Source organism: Arenibacter aquaticus, from assembly GCF_003957295.1.
GTDB classification, from domain to species: Bacteria; Bacteroidota; Bacteroidia; order Flavobacteriales; family Flavobacteriaceae; genus Arenibacter; species Arenibacter aquaticus.
In genome coordinates, this window is record NZ_RQPJ01000021.1 from 25,952 (window position 1) to 46,199 (window position 20,248).

Sequence of the window (20,248 nt, forward strand, 5' to 3'; positions counted from 1 at the left end):
TACCCCTAAATCCTACCGCCAAAAGAGCGGCACTGGCCTAAAGGGGGGGGCTTTTATTTTGTTCTACCCCTAAATCCTACCGCCAAAAGAGCGGCACAGGCCTAAAGGGGACTTTTTTTATTCCTTCCTTAAACTTTACTGTTTCTTCAAGTTGTACAAGTTTAAACGGACTTCTATTTTCATATTTAGTTTCAATTTCCACCCTTTAGGGTCGGGGTTAGGAAATTGAGATTGTTTTTTATTTTGTTCCACCCCTAAATCCTACCGCCAGAAGAGCGGCACAGGCCTAAAGGGGGGCTTTTATTTTGTTCTACCCCTAAATCCTACCGCCAAAAGAGCGACACAGGCCTAAAGGGGACTTTTTTTATTCCCTCCTTAAACTTTACTGTTTCTTCAAGTTGTACAAGCTTAAACGGACTTCTATTTTCATATTTAGTTTCAATTTCCACCCTTTAGGGTCGGGGTTAGGAAATTGAGATTGTTTTTTATTTTGTTCCACCCCTATATCCTACCGCTACAGAGCGGCACAGGCCTAAAGGGGGGGGCTTTTATTTTGTTCTACCCCTAAATCCTACCGCCAAAAGAGCGGCACAGGCCTAAAGGGGACTTTTTTTATTCCTTCCTTAAACTTTACTGTTTCTTCAAGTTGTACAAGTTTAAACGGACTTCTATTTTCATATTTAGTTTCAATTTCCACCCTTTAGGGTCGGGGCAAAGAAATTGAATTAGTCTTTAAGTAAGGAATCAATTTTGGTTTTAATTACAGTCATTACATTATCAAGATTGTTTATTACTTCTTTATTGGTAAACCTGATTATATGTAAATCTTGAAATTTTAAAAGTTCAGTTCTATCAATGTCCAGTACTTTCTGTTCCTCTCTTTTATGATATTCCCCATCTATTTCAATTACCAAGCCTATTTTATGGCAGTAGAAATCTACTATAAATAGGTGTATGGGGTGTTGCCTTCTAAATTTTAAGTCCTTACATTGGTTGTTCTTCAAATGTGCCCAAAGCTTTTTTTCAGCCTCAGTCATATTTTCCCTTAACCATTTGGCTTTCTCAAAGCTACTTGGAGGAGCACCTTTAAACAAGCTTTGATCGTGGTATGGACCATTATTGGACATTGAAGCTTATACGTTTTTATGGAAAACAATGCAATGTGAAATATTGTTCTTTTTTTACTTCATCAATTTCCACCCTTTAGAACCTAGGTATGGAAATTAATATTGTTTTTCTACCTCTTACTTCCCCAAGGCAACACCAAATGTATCCTACCTTCTTTGCGTACCAGTAACCAAGGAGAGGCGTAGAGTAGCGGGATGGCCAAGACCAATATGGGTAGTTGTGTATTGATGTCCAGCTCCTGTATCAAGAGGGCTAGAACAATGGCCAATATGTTGAGGCAGCCAATGATGAGAGAGGCCTTTATATGCGGAAATCCAAGGTTTAATAGCCGGTGGTGTATATGGTTGCGGTCAGCGCTAAACGGACTCCGTTTGTGATAGATACGGATAATAAAAACCCGTAGGGTATCCAGCAAGGGATAGGAGAGGATGGCCATGGCCATTATAGGGGCTTTTACCCAGACCGCAGGGGAAAGAGCGGTGGTGTTATAAGCCAAAAAGGATACGGCCTGGTAGGCCAATAAAAAGCCAATAAACATAGAGCCGCTATCTCCCATAAAAATTTTGCGCTTGGCAGAGGTATTAAAACATAGAAAACCAATCAGGGCCCCCACCAAGGTAAAGGAGACCAAGATCATGGCCTGCCGCTGATTTAGGAAAAAGAAACCCCCAAAGGCCAGGCTGCAAACGATACCTATGGTACCGGCCAAGCCGTCTATACCGTCTATAAGGTTAAAGGCATTGATGACCAGCATAAAGACAAATACCGTGAGTAATATAGAAGCTATATAGGGCAGTTCATATAGGCCAAAAAGGCCTTGAAAGCTTAAGATCCTTAGGTCTATAAACAGTACGCAAAGGGCAGCGGCGAAGGCCTGCATGCCAAATTTTTTAAGGGGGGAGAGGCCTATAAGATCGTCCTTTACCCCAATGGACATCAAGATAAGGGTAGCCGCCAAGATGGTGAGCAGTTGCAATAGCTGTTCAATACCCAATTTACAGGGTAAGGCCAGTAGGACGAGAGAGAGGGCAAAGGCTATAAAGGCCACCACTCCGCCCAGCGTTGGGGTTTTGTGTGTATGGGCACTGCGGTCTCCGGGCTCGTCCATAAGGTTTTTGGAACGTACCACCAAAATGATGGTGGGGTAAAACCTTAGGGACAACAATAGGGGCAGCAATACGGCTGCCAAGACCAATAGGTATTGGCTGTTGAAAATAAATTCTAAATAATGCATGATCTGTGTTTTTATTAGGGGGCTATCATGCCGTAGTATTCGTCAAAATTGTTTTTTGGTATACGACAAATTACAACAGCTGGGGGCTAATTTTATTATTAATGTTGTTTTGTTGTATCTACCTGTAAATCAGTTGTTTTGTTCTCTGTTAAGGTGTTGGGTTTTCACGGCTCCGCCGCCGTCTGTCCCATAAAAACGGGCTGCGGTGGCAAGGCGGAAGCAGTTGCTAATCTGCTGCTTATCAATTATCTAAAGCCTTCTCTGTTAGAAGGGGGCAAAAGTAGGAAAAGAAAGGGTTTTAAAAAACATTTAAAATAGATAAATTGTTATTTTTTGTATAGTTCTTCCTACATATAATGAGCTGTCTTTTATTGTCTGTGCTTTTAGACGTTTGCTTGTAATTCTTGGTCTTTTATATTCTTATATCCAATTGTGTTTTTTATTTTACTGCTTGTTAGACTACTTTTATGAACTGCATTAGTGACTCGCACTATTTTTGTCTGTTACATCGGAAATTTTGGCAACTACCTTATACCCTAGGGCAGGCAGCACCAATTGCAGTTTCTTTTTCCCTACTTTGGCAATTACCGCCGGTTGGTCTTTAAGGGCCCCTTTTTTAAAAGATACCTTGTCGCCCGGCTGTAGATGGGTAATTTGATGGTCATGCAGTTCATTGTCCTCCAAAAAGTTGCGCAACTCCTCCATCTCCTTATCGCGAATAATGGCAGGGCGTCCCAACCAATGCAAGTAGCGCACTACATAGGGCACGGCAAATACCAGTTTGCGGTCTTGCTCCCGTAGTTTTACAAACACATAGGATTTAAAATAAGGGGTTCGCAGCTTTTTTTTGCGATCGCTCCATTGCCGCATCTCGGTATATACCGGGCAATAGGCCTCCACGCCTATCTGGCTTAGTTTGTCATGGGCTTTTTGTTCGCACTGTGGTTTGGTATAGATTACATACCAGTGGTATGGGGTCTTCTTATCCTGCATAGCCTATGGATAGCAATTTATATTTTGGGTATTGGGTTTTTATCATCCCCAAGGCCGAAAATGGTTTGTCTGGAGAGGTACATATTGGGGTACAGTAATTGTCACTGGCCTTATACAAGGCTACCTTGCTTTTATTTAGGGGGTCAGTAGTAAACTTGGTTTTTTTTCTAGGGGATGGTCCTAGATAGGTAATTTGGCCCATCAGGGCTGTTTGTTGGGTGCAATAATTCCTTTTCATATACCTTACTTAAGCACTAGACCTATCCCTAACTATTTATTTTTTATCCTAAAAAGCTGTTGAGAAAGGCTCTAAAGGTAGCCAATTTTCTTTTTCTGCTCATTGTTTGTTTGCTATTACGGCCCCTGTTGCGAAGCTGCCATGGCCCTATATAGAAAAGAGGGGTACAGAGCAGTAGGATAAACAATTGCAGGTTGATGTTAAGGTCTTGTACGCCATAGGCCAGGGCTATGATGGTAATATTAATCCCAACAATGGTCAGAGATGCTTTTTTGTGACTTAGTCCAAGATCTAATAATTTGTGGTGTATATGGTTGCGGTCTGCACTAAAGGGGCTACGTTTTTGGGATATACGAATGATAAAGACCCGTAGGGTGTCCAATAAGGGGTAGGAAAGGATGGCCATGGCCATGATAGGGGCTTCTAACTGAACCGTGGCCGTGGTGCCAAAGGAATGGAAATCCATTAAAGAGATGGCCTGATAGGCCAACAGGAAACCAACGAACATGGAACCCGAATCGCCCATAAATATTTTACGGTTCTTGGAGATATTAAAAATTAAAAATCCTATAAGGGAACCTACAAGTACCAAGGAAACCAACAACATAGTAGTGCGACCGTTGAGGAAGCTAAAATAGGCAAAGGCCAGACTGCTAATGATGCCCACGCTACCTGCCAGTCCGTCTATACCATCTATAAGGTTAAAGGCATTGATGACCAATATAAATACAAAAATGGTGAAGAGGACAGAGATGATATAGGGAAGCTCATAGAGTCCAAACAGGCCAAAAAAGCTTACTATCCGAAGGTCTGTGGCAAAAACTATTATGGCTGCCGCAAAGAACTGTATACTGAATTTTTTCTTGGGCGATAGCCCTATAAGGTCGTCCTTGATCCCCAAGAACATAAGTATATTGGTAGCCCCTAAAATGGCCAATAACCGTGCCATTTCCCCTTGTTGCGTTTGTATCATTAAGGTCAATAAAATGAGGGATATGGAATAGGCTATAAAGATGGCGACGCCGCCTAGGGTTGGGGTTTTGCTGGTGTGGGTACTTCGGTCTACGGGTTCGTCCATCAGATTTTTGGAGCGCACCAGTAAGATGATTACCGGATATAGGCGCAGGGATAGCAGCAATGGCAGAAATATGGCTGTAAGCGCCAGGAAGTATCGGTTGGTAAATAGATCGTACAGGTATGCCATGGTTTGTATTTAGCACATAAGAGTTTAACTCATTAATCACTAACTCATGCCAATTTTGTCATACTTTTTGCGGGGGTAGCTAAAGTATCATGCGGGGGGAACCCAAAGTAACAAAAGCAAAATTTGGGTCCAAAACCGACACTGATTACAGAACGATTTTAGGAAAGCAAAATTAGCAATAATTATTTTTTCGAGTTTTGATTAACATTTGTTTAACATTTACTATCGATTAAATACATCTTTTATCGATTTAAGGTATAGGTTCTTCAGGGTTCAAAGAAAGTTGAAGCTGTTCATTTCAGCAAGGAGTTTGCGTTAACAAAATGTTAGTTAACAATATTCTTTTTTGCTTTGGTTGTTGTCTATGCAATTGTGATGCTGGTGGACTGTGAGGGGTGTTCATATTGTGTATTGCTCTTGTTTTATTGGTGGTTGTTGTATGGTAAAAAGGCTAGGCTTGTCTAATTGGTGAGTTCCCCCGAACACTTTTCAACAAGCCAGCCCATTTGTTATTTTTTGTTTTTAGGACCGGTCCCTTAAGGGGAGTCCCTATGATTTTTTTCTGTAGGCAAACCTAGACCATACCTCTTGTTTATCCTTGCGGAAAACCGCAAAGGTTTTGAGAAGGGTAGTGGTGGGGCCCTTCAGATGTTGATGGGGGGCAAGAATTGCGCCGAGGGTGAGGACCAAGGCTGTTATTTTGGTAAGTTGCTTGTTATGAGGTGTTTGAGGGGTGTTTTTTTTAAAAAGGAATTTAAGCTTGTGGGGTGTAGTTCCCTATATGGGGAGGAACTACCCGTAGTGTTGGAAGTTTAAAGCAGCTAGGGGACAGGGCATTAGGCTGAAAACTTAATTTGAAGATTTGGCAATGAGCCGATTTGAAAATGTAGCAATGTAGCAATGGGTTTATGTGGAGATTGTTTATTGTTCATTGTAAGAAGCAGATTGCCGCGCTTCGCCCGCCTGACGGCAGGGCAGGCCTACCTTCCGCTTCTCGATACAATTTTATTCCGCTACGCTACATAAAACCACCTGCCTGCGGTAGGCAGGCTCGAAGTGACGGTAGGCTTGCCTACCTATCGGTAGATAAACTCGCAATGACGCTAGTTATTGACCCTGACTACTGTTTACTGCTCACTGATTACTGTTTACTCGACATTGCTAATTGCTAATTGTTTATTGTTTATTGAAAAAGTCGTGCCCCGACCCTAAAGGGTGGACTTTTTTTACTTTTTAACTGTCTTTTCTCTTAGCTCTTTTTTCTTAGCTCATTAAGCTTTTGGCTTCTGGCTAATGACCAGTGACTATTGAATACTGACCACTGTCCACTGATTACTGTTTACTGATTACCGACTACTGTTCACTCTTCCTTGCTCCATGTCACCTCGACAGAGACCTTTTTCAGGTCGACGAGAGGTCTCACTTTTTTTGTTATATGGTTCAACGGTTATGGGAAGGCGTCAGTTCGAGTGGCGTGCCGATAGGTACGTTGTATCGAGAACAGGTTTTGTGTTCCCCCGTCTACTTCTCGATACAATTTTGCTCCACTTCGTTGTGCAAAATCACTCGAAGTGACGGAGTCAGATAGGTATGTAGGTTGTGAAAGCGTCAGTTCGAGTGGCGTGCCGATAGGTACGTTGTATCGAGAACAGGTTTGGTGTTCCCCCGTCTACTTCTCGAAACTAGTATTTGATGTTTAGATTTCACAAAGATACTAGTAAACAAAGATTTGAAGGTTCTAGCTTGCTATTGGTAATTGTTCATTTTTTTCATTGATAAAAAAACGACCAGGGCCGAAAAATCAAGGTGCAGTGTACCTTGATTTAGAGGAGCCAGCTGAAGCGTTGGCATGGCTTCTTTCCTGATTAATATTGGGACGAAGCAATCTCTGCCTTGAAATAGGCTGATGGCTACTCGAGGCAACCCCTTTCGCTTCTCGATACAATTTTATTTCGCTGCGCTGCATAAAACCACTCGAAGTGACGGTAAAGATTGACAGCTACTGAGAAACAGCAACAAGCAGATTGCCGCGCTGCACCTACCTAGCGGTAGGCTTGCTCGCAATGACGTCAATTATTATGGTTAGAGCAACTGATTACTGTTCACTGACTACTGCCCACTGATTACTGTTTACTGATTACCGACTACTGTTCACTCTTCCTTGCTCCATGTCACCTCGACAGAGACCTTTTTCAGGTCGATGAGAGGTCTCACTTATTTTGTTGGTGGGGTTATCAGAAAGCGTCAGTTCGAGTGGCCTGCTGAAAGCAGGTTGTATCGAGAACTAGTTTGGTGTTCCTCCGTCTGCTTCTCGATACAATTTTATTTCGCTACGCTACACAAAATCACTCGAAGTGACGGAGTCAGATAGGTATGTAGGTTGTGAAAGCGTCAGTTCGAGTGGCCTGCTGAAAGCAGGTTGTATCGAGAACTAGTTTTGTGTTTCCCCCGTCTGCTTCTCGATACAATCCTCCTTTGTCGGATCACCTGCCTGCGGTAGGCAGGCTCGAAGTGACGGCAGGCTTGCTCGCAATGACGTCAATTATTATGGTTAGAGCAACTGATTACTGTTCACTGACTACTGGCCACTGATTACCGACTACTGTTCACTCCACAATGTTAATTGCTAATTGCTAATTGATTATTGTTTATTGTTTACTGCCTACCGTCCACTGTTACAAACCATAGAACTCCACCGCATTTTGGCCCATGATGGCGGTTTGTTCGGAGGGGCTGAGTTGGGAGATGAAATTGGTGGTGAGGTCCTTGACCTGAGTGTAGGTGCCGGCAACAAGGCATACTGGCCAGTCCGAACCGTACATACAGCGGTCTGCACCAAAGGCTTTGAGAACCAGTTCCATATAGGGCTGGAACTCATCCGGGGTCCAGTTGTTATAGTCGGCCTCAGTGATCATGCCCGAGATCTTGCAGTAAACGTTTTCCTGCTTGGCCACTTCGGTCATTAGGGCCGCCCAGCCATCATAGAAGCCATCTTTAATATAGGGCTTGGCAATATGGTCTATGACGAATTTCTGATGGGGGAATTTTTTTACGAATTCCAACGTAGCTCCCAACTGATGTGGAAAAATCAGGATGTCATAGACGGCACCGTATTGCTCCAATTTGGAGATTCCCCTAAGGAAGTCCGGACGCAACAAAAAGTTATGGTCGGCTTCTTCCTGTACTACGTGTCGGTATCCCTTTAATTTTTTATAACTGGCGTATTGTTCCAAAGTAGCTTCTATGTCGGGGCTTCTTAGGTCTGCCCAGCCAACGACCCCTTTTATGAAGTCGTTCCCATGTGCTAATTCCAACAGGAAATCGGTTTCGGCCAAGGTTTGGTCTGCCTGTACGGCAACGCAGCCATCCACGCCATTGGCCTCAAAGACCGTTTTAAGTTCTGCAGGGAGAAAGTCCCTGCGGATAACTGTCATATTTTCGTCTATCCAAGAATGTTTTATGGGGTTGTACTTCCAAAAATGTTGGTGCGAATCTATGGTCATAGGGAAAGTGTTGTTTTTAATTAAATGATTGTTATTTAGTTGTGTATTATATGCTATCTAAGGTGGCTTGCATGCCATTCTGGTTTATGGAGGCAATATAAGAAAAAACGGCGGAGCTTAGTCCAGGAATGGCATTTAGGTTTTCTCCCCAAATGCTGTCCTTGGCCAGAATATGTTCTACGGTTTCTTCCAAGCTGCGTTTACCTTCTTCTTGCTGTTGCCAAGCTTCCTTGAAGAAGGCCAAGACCTCCGCATCATCTTTTAGGTCAATGGGTTCCCCGTTGTATTTCCCCTTGTAAAAAAGGATGAGGGCAGCCAGTCCCAATACGATCCTTTTGGGAGGTTTTCCTTCCAAGGCTACATAGTCTTTCAGGGTAGGCAGTAGTCGCGCTACAAATTTTGAGGTGCTATTTAGCGCTATACTGATCAGTTGGTGCTTTAAGAGCGGGTTTCTAAAGCGATCCAGCACATCGGCCACAAACTGTTCTTTTACTTGCTGTGGGAAGTCCAGGGTTTTTGCTGTTTCCTCTAGTAACAGTTGGTTTATAAAATTACTGATATTGTCGTTGGCCATGGCCTCATCTACCAGTCGGATCCCTGCCAAATACGCTACGGGTACCATGGCGGTATGGGCACCGTTAAGGACGCGTACCTTCATTTCCCGGTAGGGTAACAGGTCGTCTACAAATTGTACGTTTAGGTTGGTCCTGTTAAATGGCAGTTCCTTTTGTACGGCCTCGTTGGCCTGTATTACCCAGCTATGGTAGTATTCCCCTGCCACCATAAGGGGGTCTTTGTAGTTTAGTTCGGCTTCCAGCTGGGGGGCACGGTCTTTGGGATATCCGGAGACGATGCGGTCTACCAGGGTGCTGCAGAAATGATTGGCGGTTTTTATCCATTGGGTAAATTCTGCACCCAACTTCCAATGCTCGGCATACTGCAATATGGTTTTTTCAAGGGCTTCCCCGTTGTTTACAATCAGTTCACAGGGCAATAGGATGCAGCCTTTGGCGGGGTCTGCCTCAAAGTGCTGAAACCGCTGGTGCAGTAGAATGGTGAGTTTGGCCGGAAATTCCTTGGGCGGGGCATCGCTATAGCGGTCCTCGGGATTGAATTTGATACCGGCCTCGGTGGTGTTGGATACCACGAAGCGCAGCTCCGGATTTTTGGCCAGTTCCAAATATTGCTCCCATTCGGTATAGGCGTTCACGATATTGGTAACACAGCTTACCAGTCTTTTTTCGGCAATCGTCTCCCCGTTTTTGATGCCATCCAGCACCACTGTGAAGAGTCCGTCCTGATTTTTTAGTTCCTGATAATCGCCCCTTTCGGTGGGTTTTATGACGGTTATTCCGGTGTTAAAGTCGGTTTCTTCGTTCAGCACCTGCACCATCCAGTCTACAAAGGCCCTTAGGAAGTTACCGCCACCAAATTGGATCATTTTTGTGGGTAGGGTAGGGGTTGTGGTTGCTGTGGTATTTCTGTTTAGGTTGTTCATTGTTTTTTTTGGTTATAAGGTTGTATTAATTTGAAAATTTGGTGATGAGTCGATTTGAAAATGTACTAATGGGTTAATGGATTAATTTGGCAATTGCTAATGGTTTTTGCCTAATGACTGCTCACTGTTTACTGTTTTCTGTTTACTCAACATTATTCATTGTAAGAAGCAGATTGCCGCGCTACGCCTACCTTCCGCTTCTCGATACAATTTTGCTCCACTTCGTTGTGCAAAATCACTCGAAGTGACGGGGCTCTATAGTAAACCTACGACCAGCTTTTGCCTATTGCCTAATACCTGATCACTGTTTACTGAAAACTGATAATAGTCTGCATTACTTACCATTAAGGTCTCGACTCCGCCTGCCTGCGGTAGGCAGGCTCGACCGGACAACATTGCTAACTTACCACTGTTTACTGTTTACCCATTACTGCTCACTGCTCACTGACTACTGTTCACTGCCCACTGATTACTGATTACTGATTACTGTTTACTCCACATTGCTAACTGTTAATTGTTTATTGTTAATTGAAAAAGTCGTGCCCCGACCCTAAAGGGTGGACTTTTTCTATTACTTTAACTATCTTTTCTCTCTTCTCTTTTCTCTCTTCTCTTTTTTCTATACTCTTTTGGCTTCTGGCTAGTGACCAGTGACTACTGACTACTGTTCACTGCCCACTGATTACTGCTAACTGATTACTGTTCACTCCTCATTGATTATTGTCAAAGCGAGATGCCTCTTTTCCAGGGGATGAAGTCGTTTTGCTCCAGGCGTACGGCCGCGGGGACAATAGTACCGCTGGCTACGTCTATGATATAATCCAACAGTTCTTCCCCTTTGGTTTGTATGGTGTCCTCTCCGGTGATAATGGTTCCGGTATTAAAATCGATGATATCCTTCATACGTTCGCTCAGGGCGTTGTTGCTAGATAATTTAATAACGGGGGCCACTGGGTTTCCGGTAGGGGTGCCCAGTCCGGTGGTAAAGGCTATAACATTACATCCCGAACCTGCCAGTCCGGTTGTGCTTTCCACGTCGTTCCCAGGGGTACAGAGCAGGTTTAAGCCTGGTTTGTTAACTTTTTCGGTATAGTCCAACACATCCTGCACCAGGGAGGTCCCACCTTTCTTGGCGGCTCCGGCCGATTTCATGGCATCGGTGATGAGTCCGTCCTTGATATTTCCCGGTGAGGGATTGTTTTCAAAACCAGAACCTACGGAGACGGCTTTGGCGGAATAGGCCCTCATGATATTGGCGAATTTTTCCGCATCCTCAGGAGACTCACAGCGGTTGATGAGTTCTTGTTCCACGCCGTTCAATTCCGGAAATTCCGAAAGTACGGTAGCCCCGCCCAGAGCCACTATAAGATCGGAGGCATAGCCCAGGGCCGGATTGGCCGATATGCCCGAAAAGCCATCGGACCCTCCGCATTCCAATCCCAATGTCAATTTGCTTAATGGGGCTGGTTGGCGTTTTACCTTATTGGCCTCAATAAGCCCTAAAAAGGTTTTCTTTACGGCTTCTTCTATAAATTGTCTTTCGCTCTTGCTTTTTTGCTGTTCCAGGATATGGAGCGGCTTGGAAAAATTAGGGTCGCGTTTGGCTATGGCGGCCTCCAGAATTTTTACCTCGGCATTTTGGCACCCTAGGCTAAGGATGGTAGCCCCGGCTACATTGGGATTGGTAATATATCCTGCCAAAAGGTTACAGAGGGTGTCCGAATCGCCACGGTCACAACCACAGCCCCCTGCATGGGTCAAAAATTTGATACCATCCACATTGGGGAAGGTCCGGTTTTGTTTAATTTCTTCGGCCGTTTTAATAATAGGAGCGCCCATAAGTTCTTCGGCATTGGCGCCCTTTTTATATTTGGAGACCAGGACTTCGGCATCTATCGTATATTCTTTGGAGGTCTCGTACCCCAAGGCATTTAAAAGGGCATCTTTTATGACATTCACATTTCTGTTCTCACAGAAAACCATGGGGATAACCAGCCAGTGGTTGGCGGTCCCCACACTGCCATCTGCACGGTGGTATCCGTTAAAAGTACTGTGCTTCCATTTGGAAACGTCCGGGGCCTGCCATTGCGATTGCCGTTCGCCCACATTGTAATCGGAAGAGGCGTGCACTACATTTTCTATAGTGATGGTCTCGCCCTTGGCAATGGGCATCGTAGCCTTACCAATAAGAGTTCCGTACATCAATATAGGGTCTCCCACTTTAAAGTTGTAAAGGGCAAATTTGTGCTTGGCCTTTATATTGTTCTGTAATGGAAAGGAATCCCCCTTAAATTCAATCTTAAACCCCTTGTCCATGTCCTGCAGGGCTGCTAGGATATTGTCGTCCGGGTGTATTTGTAAAAAGTTCTTCGACATAATAATTAGTTGGTCTAAATGATTTGTTATTAGGGCCTGTACCAGGCTGCCCACCCTATTTTTTAGTTGCTCGTTATAATGTTGTACACGGGGTCAGGCCTGCTAGGGATTTAAATAGTATTGGTTTTTAAAATTGAACGGTGGCCTTTATGACCCCTGTACTGGGTTGCAACCAGCTGTCAAAATTATCCTTCATATCCGTATAGTGCACGTTATGGGTGATGAACGAATCGGTGGGGAACTGATCAAGAATATTGATTACATGTTCAAAATCGGCCACAGTGGCATTTCTACTGCACAGAAGGGTAGTTTCCTTGGCGTGAATGGCCGGATGGGTAAAGGTAAGCTCCCCTTTGGATAGTCCAACCAGAACAAACTTACCACCGTGGGCCATATAGGAAGGGCCGCTTTCCAAGGCACCCTTGTGTCCGGAAGCATCGAAGACTACAGTAGCCAAATCCCCCTTGGTGATATCGGAAATCTGCTTAACAGGATCATCGTTAACGTTAACGATGTAATCCACACCAATAACTTCCTTTGCGTATTGAAGTCGGTCTTGATTCATGTCCAGGGCAATTACCTTGGCACCTTGGATCTGCGCTAATTTCATAATGCCAATACCAATGGGGCCGCAGCCAACCACAACTACCGTTTCACCGGGCTGTACGTCTGCCCTGCGTATGGCATGGGCACCTATGGCCAATGGCTCTACAATGGCCATCTGGTTATCTGTTAGATTGTTGGCCGGTAACAAGATATCTGCAGGTACGGTTATTTGTTCCTGCATACCGCCGTCTGTGTGTATTCCTAGCACCTGAATTTGGGTACAGCAATTGGTCTTGCCATTTCTACAGGCCACGCAGTGGCCACAACTTAAATAGGGCATAATTACCACATTGTCTCCTGCTTTGATGCCCTTGGGGTTTTCATCTATTTCCACTACCTGGGTAGCCAGCTCATGGCCCAAGATCCTAGGGTATGTGAAAAAAGCTTGATTGCCGGTATAGGCATGTAGATCCGTTCCACAGATTCCTACCTTGTTTACTTTTAACAGGGCTTCTCCTTTTTTCCTTATCGGGGCTTCTTTTTCCTTTAGCTGAAAATTTCCCGGTTCCTCACATACAATATATTTCATGCGTATTATTATTCTTGAATTAGATCTTTATACTCTAATAAGGTGTATATAATTTTATAGCACCCAAGCCTGCAATGGACAGGCGTACCTAGGGTGTGGGCCTGCTTAGATATAGAAAAACTAGGCCCTGTGAACTTAATTCAGCTTATTTCCTAGGGTATTTGAGGGCCTAATTTACTTAAAAAGATTTATATACGCCCTATATATGGAAACACCCAAAGATTATAAATGTTGGTAGATTACAAATAGGCTTTGGGCTAATAAAACAATTCCAATAAAAAATGTTAACTTTCTTACTGTAATACAGTTAAAATTCTATGGTGCATCATATGGTAGTTTTAGGGGCCGGTGGAATAGCCCGGGCCGTTGGATTGATTTTGGCCGAATGGAGCAAGGACCCTGTACAGATTTATATAGGCAACCGTACTTTGGAAAAGGCCAAGATGGTAGCAAAGTGGATAGAAGAGGGGACAGATAGGGCCTTAGAGGTAAGGGCATTTGCCTTATCCGAAGGAGAACCCAACAAGGAGATGCAGCAAGTCTTTTCCCAAGGGGATGTGTTGCTCGACTGCCTTCCCGGGGGGCTGGCTCCAAAAATGGCCACTTACGCCAGGGAGTATAACCTGCACTATGTTAACTTGACCGAATATGTGGCCGAAACCAATGAAATCATTCAATTGGCAAAAAATGCCGAAACCGGTTTTGTACTGCAGTCGGGCTTGGCCCCTGGCTATATAGATCTATTGGCCCACCACCTATATCAGGAATTTTGCGCTGACCATGGTGTAGATAAGGTAGAGCGATTGGAATTTAAGGTTGGGGCCCTTACGGACCATGCTGTGGCCCCACACTATTACGGCTTTACCTGGAGTCCCGTTGGCGTGGCTACCGAATACCTCAAGGAGGCGGAAGCCCTAAGGGAGTATAAGAAAGTATCCCTGCCTTCCCTGTCCGAACGGGCAAGGATAATTATCGACGGAATAGCCTATGAGGAGGACCTCACTTCCGGGGGTGCTGCAGACCTGCCCGATGCCCTAAAGGGAAAGGTACGCCAATTGGATTATAAGACCCTTAGGCACCCGGGGCACTACGCTTGGGTACAGCAGCAAATTGAAGCTGTGGGAAAGGGGAAGGAGACCATAGCGGCATTACAGCAGAAAATGGAACAGCAGATCCCGCATTTGGAAAATGATCAAATAGTGCTATATGCCGCTGTAACGGGCAGGGATGCCCAAGGGGTACTTCGCAGGAATGAGCGGTCCAATACCATTCGGCCACAGCAGATTGGAAAACATAAGGTACGGGCCATTCAGGCCACGACTGCAGCCCCAATGGTGGAGGCAGCCTTTATGTTGCTGAAGTCCAACACCAAAGGTGTGGTCCTGCAAAGTATGATAAAACCAAAACCATTTTTAAACGGTCATTTTGTTGCTTCGGTCTATGGAAAGTTGGACTAAGGTATTTGGGAATATGGTTGTGTGTTCTTGTAGGTGTCTGTAAGAGAATGGGTTATAGTGGTCAGGTAGATCTCAAAAGTTACAAAAACCTGTCTTAAGTCGACTTTCTTAGGGTTAATATAGGATTTATAATTGATCAAATTTATGTATTGTTATCCTTTATCTTTGGGAATGTTCCATCGCGTCCAAATTTCCGGAATCTGTATTTTTTATATGTATTGGTATCCGGCAAGTATTTTGGCCGCAGCGGGACACAGTGTATAATGAAATCAACAAAAACTATTTAACCGATCATGAAACCAATTGTACAAATTTCCTTAGACCTGACGAATATTGATGAAGCCCTGGAAACCGCGGCCATGGCATTGCGGGCAGGGGTAGACTGGCTTGAAGCTGGGACGCCGCTAATTTTAGCCGAAGGCTTGCACGGAGTGCGCAAACTAAGGGAGGCTTTTCCAGACACCCCCATTGTGGCCGATCTTAAAACCATGGACGGAGGATATCTGGAGGCCGAAATGATGGCCAAAGCCGGTGCCACCCATGTAGTGGTTATGGCGCGGGCACATGCCGAAACCGTTAAAGTGGTAGTACAGGCAGGAAAGGATTACGGGGTAAAAGTAATGGGTGATAACCTGGGCTGTCCGGATATGGTGTCCGGGGCCAAATGGCTGGCAGACCTGGGTTGCGATTATATTATTCACCATATAGGGTATGATGAACGTCGTGGGATTGCAGCTCAAGGGCTTCCCATGCCCAGTCCAATGGACCAGCTCAAGGAAGTTGTAAATGCCGTAAACGTGCCGGTGCAGGCAGTAGGGGGACTTTCCCTGGAACAGGCAGTACGCTGCCCGGAATACGGTGCGCCCATGGTTGTGCTGGGAGCACCGCTCACCATAGATGCCGATTCCTTTAAGACTGCAGACGGGGACCTGGAAGCGTCCTTGCGACTAATATGTGATAAAATACATAGCTACGGTGAGGTAGCACCCTAGTAGCTTAAGGCTTCTAGCCAAATAAAATAAAAACCAGACGCAGAATAGGTATCCATGGGATAGGCGGTGGACCAATAGGTTGGCCAGCCATCTAGCCAATGGGGCGGAATAATAAAAACAAACAAATTATATCAAATGAATTCGATAGGAGTAGTTAATTATGCTGAAGAAAAAGGGAGTGTAGAAATTAGGGAAATAGCCAAACCAAGCATTGGGGAGGACGATGTGTTACTGCAGGTGGCCAATGTTGGGGTTTGTGGGAGCGACCTGCACCAATGGACCTCCGATCACAGTTGGCCGGTAAATTACCCCGTAGTATTGGGGCATGAGTTTGGTGGCCACATAGTGGAATTGGGAAAGCGGGTGGAAGGATGGAAAGAAGGCGATAGGGTAGTAAGTGAAACAGCTGCCGTAATAGATGCCAATAGTCCCATGACCAGACAGGGACTTTACAATCTGGACCCTAACCGTAAGGGATTTGGCTATGGTGTTAATGGGGCCATGACCAAATATGTGAGGGTGCCGGCCCGATGTTTACATAGGGTCCCCGAAAATTTACCTTTTGAACAGGCCTGTTTAACAGAGCCCTGTTCCGTAGCCTATAATGCCGTAGTAGTTAACTCCAGAATACAGCCGGGAGACCGAGTGGTAGTGGTAGGCCCAGGGACAATAGGGATACTGTGTGCGGCCGTTGCCCGTTTGTGTGGTGCCGAAGTGGCCATAGTGGGCTTGGAAGCGGATAGGGAACGATTAAAAATTGCCGAGCAATACGGATGTGTAGGTATTGTAGGCGATGCCACGGCCTGGGCACAGAAACAGGACGGCCTGGGGGTAGACTGTGTTATTGATGCCGCCGGGGCCAGTGCTACCCTAAAGATTGCTCTGCAATTGGTTAGGCCCAATGGACATATTACCAAGGTAGGCTGGGGGCCACAGCCCCTGAATTTTTCCTTGGATCCCCTAGTACAGAAAAATGTTACCCTACAGGGGAGCTTTAGCCATAACTGGCCCATTTGGGAAAAAGTACTTTCCCTACTGGCATCGGGTACATTGGATGTAAAACCCATTATTGGAGGGGTTTGGGAATTGCAGGATTGGCATGAGGCCTTTGACCAAATGCACAGCGGCAAAGTAGTGAAAAGTGTCTTGAAACCAAATTAATGCCCATGCGATTAAAAGATAAAGTTGTTCTGATTACCGGTGGCTATACCGGGATTGGGAAAGCCATAGCAACACGATGTGTTGCCGAAGGGGCCAAGGTAGTGGTAAATGGCTTGGAAGAAGAGCGTGGCCTGGCATTGGTGGCGGAATTAGGGGAGGAAAATATTGCCCATATGACCGTTGATATTACAGAGGACCAAGCCCCCAAGAAATTGGTGGAAAAATGTGTGGCCCAGTTTGGCAGCTTACATATTTTAGTCAATAATGCCGCCTATATAGCTTCCTCCAATATCAATACCACTGATGCCGATTTTGCCAAGCGCATCATGGCGGTAAATGCCATAGCCCCGTTGTTGAATATTCAGGCGGCTCTGCCCCAATTGAGCAAGAATAAGGGCTGTGTACTCAATATAGGATCTATAAATGCCTGGGGCGGGGAACCGGATCTCTTGGCCTATAGTATGTCTAAAGGGGCCTTGATGACCATGACCAGGAATTTGGGTGATAGCATGTTCCGGGAATACGGGGTACGTGTAAACCAGATTAATCCGGGTTGGGTACTTACCGAAAAAGAGATATTAAATAAAAAAGAACAGGGAATGGAGGCCGATTGGTATAAGGAAATCCCCGATATATTTGCCCCTGCCCAACGTATCTTTTCTCCGGAAGAGATTGCAACCGCCTGCCTATATTGGATGTCCGACGAGTGCGGTCCTGTGAGTTCACAGGTAATGGATCTGGAACAGTTTCCTATGATAGGGCGTAACCTGCCAAAAACTTGGGAAGGTTCACACAAAAAGAAATAATTACTAACGATAAAATAATTAAGATTTGCCACAATTAGCAGTATTTCCCAAAGCATTTATGCACCAACTTTGTAAGGATGGAACCATGAAAGTGTCCGAATGGATCGATTTAGCCGTTGCACTACCGGTAGACGGATTGGAATGGTACGCCGGATTTTTGGAAATGAAGGACACGGCCAACTGGGCTGATTTCAGGAAGCAGGTAGAGCAGCACGGGAAGGAAATCCCCATGATGTGTTGTTCTCCAGACTTTACCCACCCCGATGCAGCTTTTAGGGAAAAGGAAATAGAGAAACAGAAGGGATGGATAAAAATGACCCATGATTTGGGAGGCACCTATTGTAGGGTGCTGTCCGGTCAACGCAGGCCCGAACTGAGCATAGAGGAAGGGATTGGCTATGCGGCCGACTGTATAAAAGCATGTTTGCCCTATGCCGAGGAATTAGGGGTTACCTTGATCTTGGAAAACCACTACAAGGACGATTTTTGGGAGTATCCCGAATTTGCACAGCAAATGGATATTTTTTGCCAGCTGGTGGATAGGATCCACCATCCCAATTTTGGAGTGAATTACGACCCCAGTAATACCTTTTTGGCAGGGGAGGACCCCTTGGAACTGTTGTACAGGGTTTCGGATCGGGTGGTGACCATGCATGCCAGTGACCGGTATTTGAAAGAGGGTACCATTGAAGATTTAAGAAAGGAAGAAGGAGGTGCCATGGGGTATGCCAAACGCTTGAGCCATGGGGAGATAGGAAAAGGCCTTAACGACTACGATGCTATTTTTAAGGAATTGAAAAGGGTAGGTTTTGACGGCTGGATCAGTATAGAGGACGGGGTAGACGGCATGGATCAGTTAGAGCGAAGCGTTGCCTTTTTAAGAAAGAAAGTGAAGGAATATTGGCCGGAGTTTAAGTAGGACTTTTGGGGGGATAAGGTGAAAAGAATAATGTCTAATGCGTAATGTGTAAGGTCACAGGGCAGAAGAGGTTAATTTGAAGATTTGGTAATGAGCCGATTTGAAAATGTAGCAAGGGGTTGATGGAGTAATGTGGAAATGTAGCGTCTAATGCTTAATGTGTAAGGTCACTGGGCAGAAGAGGTTAATTTGAAGATTTGGCAATGAGCCGATTTGAGAATGTACCAATGGGTTGATGGATTAATGTGGAAATGTAACAATTTGTAAATGTAACAATTTGTAAATGTAATAATGTGAAAATGTGGAAATGTACCAATGTGGGAATGTAGCGTCTAATGCTTAATGTGTAAGGTCACAGGGCAGAAGAGGTTAATTTGAAGATTTGGCAATGAGCCGATTTGAAAATGTACCAATGGGTTGATGGAGTAATGTGGAAATGTAGCAATGTGAAAATGTACCATGGGTTAATGTGGAGATTGGTGATTGTTTATTGTTCATTGAAAAAGCCTTTGCCCCGACCCTAAAGGGTGGACTTTTTTTACTTTTTAACTGTCTTTTCTCTCTTCTCTTTTTTCTTAGCTCATTAAGCTTTTGGCTATTGCCTAGTGACTAATAACTGACCACTGCTCCCTGATTACTGTTCACTGAAAACTGAAACCTGTTTACTGAAACTGTACATTACTGAAACCTGATCATTGTTAATTGCTAATTGATATTTATTTAAGGGGCTACGTCATTGCGATGAGCTTTTGCGAAGAAGCAATCTCACCATAAATAAGCAGATTGCCGCGCTTCGCCTACCTTTCGCTTTACGATACAATGATTTTATGTTTAAGTTTCCCGAGGTCTGTTGCCAATAAATATTAGAAGCTTCCACCTCGCTATTGGGAATGTTCATTTTTTTCATTGATAAAAAAACGAACCAAAAAAATCTAGGCTGATTTTTTTATACTTGAAATCTACGGGATTTCCACGGCCACGGAGCCCAGGCCGCTTTCACTAAAGTGAAATGCTCTTTGGGCGCCTGCCTACTGGGAGGCAGGCCTCCCTTTCCAGCTGTGAAAATCCCTTGATTTACTACGCATATAAAAATAGGCCGTTAAGCTTTCTAAGAGGCTTTTTGCCTATTGCCTAGTGACTAATGACTGACCATTGCTCACTGACTACTGGCCACTGATTACTGATTACTTCTCACTGCTTACTGTTTACTGTTCATTGTTTATTGCTAATTGATATTTGTTAAAGGGGCTACGTCATTGCGATGAGCTTTTGCGAAGAAGCAATCTCATCATACAAGAGACAGATTGCCGTGCTACGCCTACCTTCCGCTTCTCGATACAATCCTCCTTTGTCGGATCACCTGCCTGCGGTAGGCAGGCTCGAAGTGACGGTAGGCTTGCTCGCAATGTCGGCATTTATTAAGGTTTGAGCAACTGATTACTGTTCACTTACAACTGTTTACTGATTACTCTTCACTCCAGCTTCTTTTCTCTTTTTTCTTAGCTCATTGAGCTTTTGCCTAATGACTAGTGACTGATTACTGTTCACTCCACATTGTTAATTGCTAATTGATATTTGTTTAAGGGGCTACGTCATTGCGATGA

General features: G+C 44.7%; 14 protein-coding genes. 5 read left to right on the forward strand and 9 right to left on the reverse strand.

Features of this window, described 5'->3' with window-relative positions:
• Window positions 1-725: 725 nt before the first annotated feature.
• The 9 genes from EHW67_RS16095 to EHW67_RS16135 all read right to left on the reverse strand — a co-directional run bounded on the left by EHW67_RS16095 (window position 726) and on the right by EHW67_RS16135 (window position 13,309).
• The gene (locus EHW67_RS16095) at window positions 726-1,127 is read right to left on the reverse strand and encodes an endonuclease domain-containing protein (RefSeq protein WP_126163416.1); all 402 of its coding nucleotides are present in this window, start codon (window positions 1,125-1,127) and stop codon (window positions 726-728) included.
• 110 nt (window positions 1,128-1,237) lie between these two features.
• The gene (locus EHW67_RS16100; RefSeq protein ID WP_126163417.1) at window positions 1,238-2,362 is read right to left on the reverse strand and encodes an MraY family glycosyltransferase; all 1,125 of its coding nucleotides are present in this window, start codon (window positions 2,360-2,362) and stop codon (window positions 1,238-1,240) included.
• Window positions 2,363-2,839: 477 nt separating this feature from the next.
• The gene (locus EHW67_RS16105; protein ID WP_126163418.1) at window positions 2,840-3,355 is read right to left on the reverse strand and encodes a UpxY family transcription antiterminator; all 516 of its coding nucleotides are present in this window, start codon (window positions 3,353-3,355) and stop codon (window positions 2,840-2,842) included.
• A complete protein-coding gene (locus EHW67_RS16110) occupies window positions 3,345-3,593 on the reverse strand; it encodes a hypothetical protein (RefSeq protein ID WP_126163419.1) in 249 nt (82 codons plus the stop codon). The genes EHW67_RS16105 and EHW67_RS16110 overlap by 11 nt, the downstream gene beginning before the upstream one ends.
• Window positions 3,594-3,636: 43 nt before the next feature.
• The gene (locus EHW67_RS16115) at window positions 3,637-4,797 is read right to left on the reverse strand and encodes an MraY family glycosyltransferase (protein ID WP_126163420.1); all 1,161 of its coding nucleotides are present in this window, start codon (window positions 4,795-4,797) and stop codon (window positions 3,637-3,639) included.
• 2,675 nt (window positions 4,798-7,472) lie between these two features.
• Window positions 7,473-8,300, reverse strand: coding sequence for an amidohydrolase family protein (locus EHW67_RS16120; RefSeq protein WP_126163421.1), 828 nt, complete (start codon window positions 8,298-8,300; stop codon window positions 7,473-7,475).
• Between the two features lie 46 nt (window positions 8,301-8,346).
• Window positions 8,347-9,798, reverse strand: coding sequence for a tagaturonate reductase (locus tag EHW67_RS16125; RefSeq protein WP_126163422.1), 1,452 nt, complete (start codon window positions 9,796-9,798; stop codon window positions 8,347-8,349).
• Window positions 9,799-10,521: 723 nt separating this feature from the next.
• Window positions 10,522-12,174, reverse strand: a complete 1,653-nt coding sequence (locus EHW67_RS16130) for a UxaA family hydrolase (protein ID WP_126163423.1) — start codon at window positions 12,172-12,174, stop codon at window positions 10,522-10,524.
• 127 nt (window positions 12,175-12,301) lie between these two features.
• On the reverse strand, window positions 12,302-13,309 hold the full coding sequence (locus EHW67_RS16135) for a zinc-binding alcohol dehydrogenase family protein (RefSeq protein WP_126163424.1): 1,008 nt from the start codon (window positions 13,307-13,309) through the stop codon (window positions 12,302-12,304).
• A 317-nt stretch (window positions 13,310-13,626) separates the two neighbouring features.
• Between EHW67_RS16135 and EHW67_RS16140 the strand changes: the two genes are divergently transcribed.
• The 5 genes from EHW67_RS16140 (at window position 13,627) to EHW67_RS16160 (ending at window position 18,644) form a co-directional block, all read left to right on the forward strand.
• The gene (locus tag EHW67_RS16140; protein WP_126163425.1) at window positions 13,627-14,766 is read left to right on the forward strand and encodes a saccharopine dehydrogenase family protein; all 1,140 of its coding nucleotides are present in this window, start codon (window positions 13,627-13,629) and stop codon (window positions 14,764-14,766) included.
• A 293-nt stretch (window positions 14,767-15,059) separates the two neighbouring features.
• Window positions 15,060-15,758: an orotidine 5'-phosphate decarboxylase / HUMPS family protein gene (locus EHW67_RS16145; RefSeq protein ID WP_126163426.1), complete on the forward strand. Its 699-nt coding sequence runs from the start codon at window positions 15,060-15,062 to the stop codon at window positions 15,756-15,758.
• Window positions 15,759-15,893: 135 nt separating this feature from the next.
• Window positions 15,894-16,919, forward strand: a complete 1,026-nt coding sequence (locus tag EHW67_RS16150; protein ID WP_126163427.1) for a zinc-binding dehydrogenase — start codon at window positions 15,894-15,896, stop codon at window positions 16,917-16,919.
• A gap of 5 nt (window positions 16,920-16,924) precedes the next feature.
• The gene (locus tag EHW67_RS16155) at window positions 16,925-17,725 is read left to right on the forward strand and encodes an SDR family NAD(P)-dependent oxidoreductase (protein WP_126163428.1); all 801 of its coding nucleotides are present in this window, start codon (window positions 16,925-16,927) and stop codon (window positions 17,723-17,725) included.
• A gap of 25 nt (window positions 17,726-17,750) precedes the next feature.
• Window positions 17,751-18,644: a sugar phosphate isomerase/epimerase family protein gene (locus tag EHW67_RS16160; RefSeq protein ID WP_126163429.1), complete on the forward strand. Its 894-nt coding sequence runs from the start codon at window positions 17,751-17,753 to the stop codon at window positions 18,642-18,644.
• Window positions 18,645-20,248 lie beyond the last annotated feature (1,604 nt).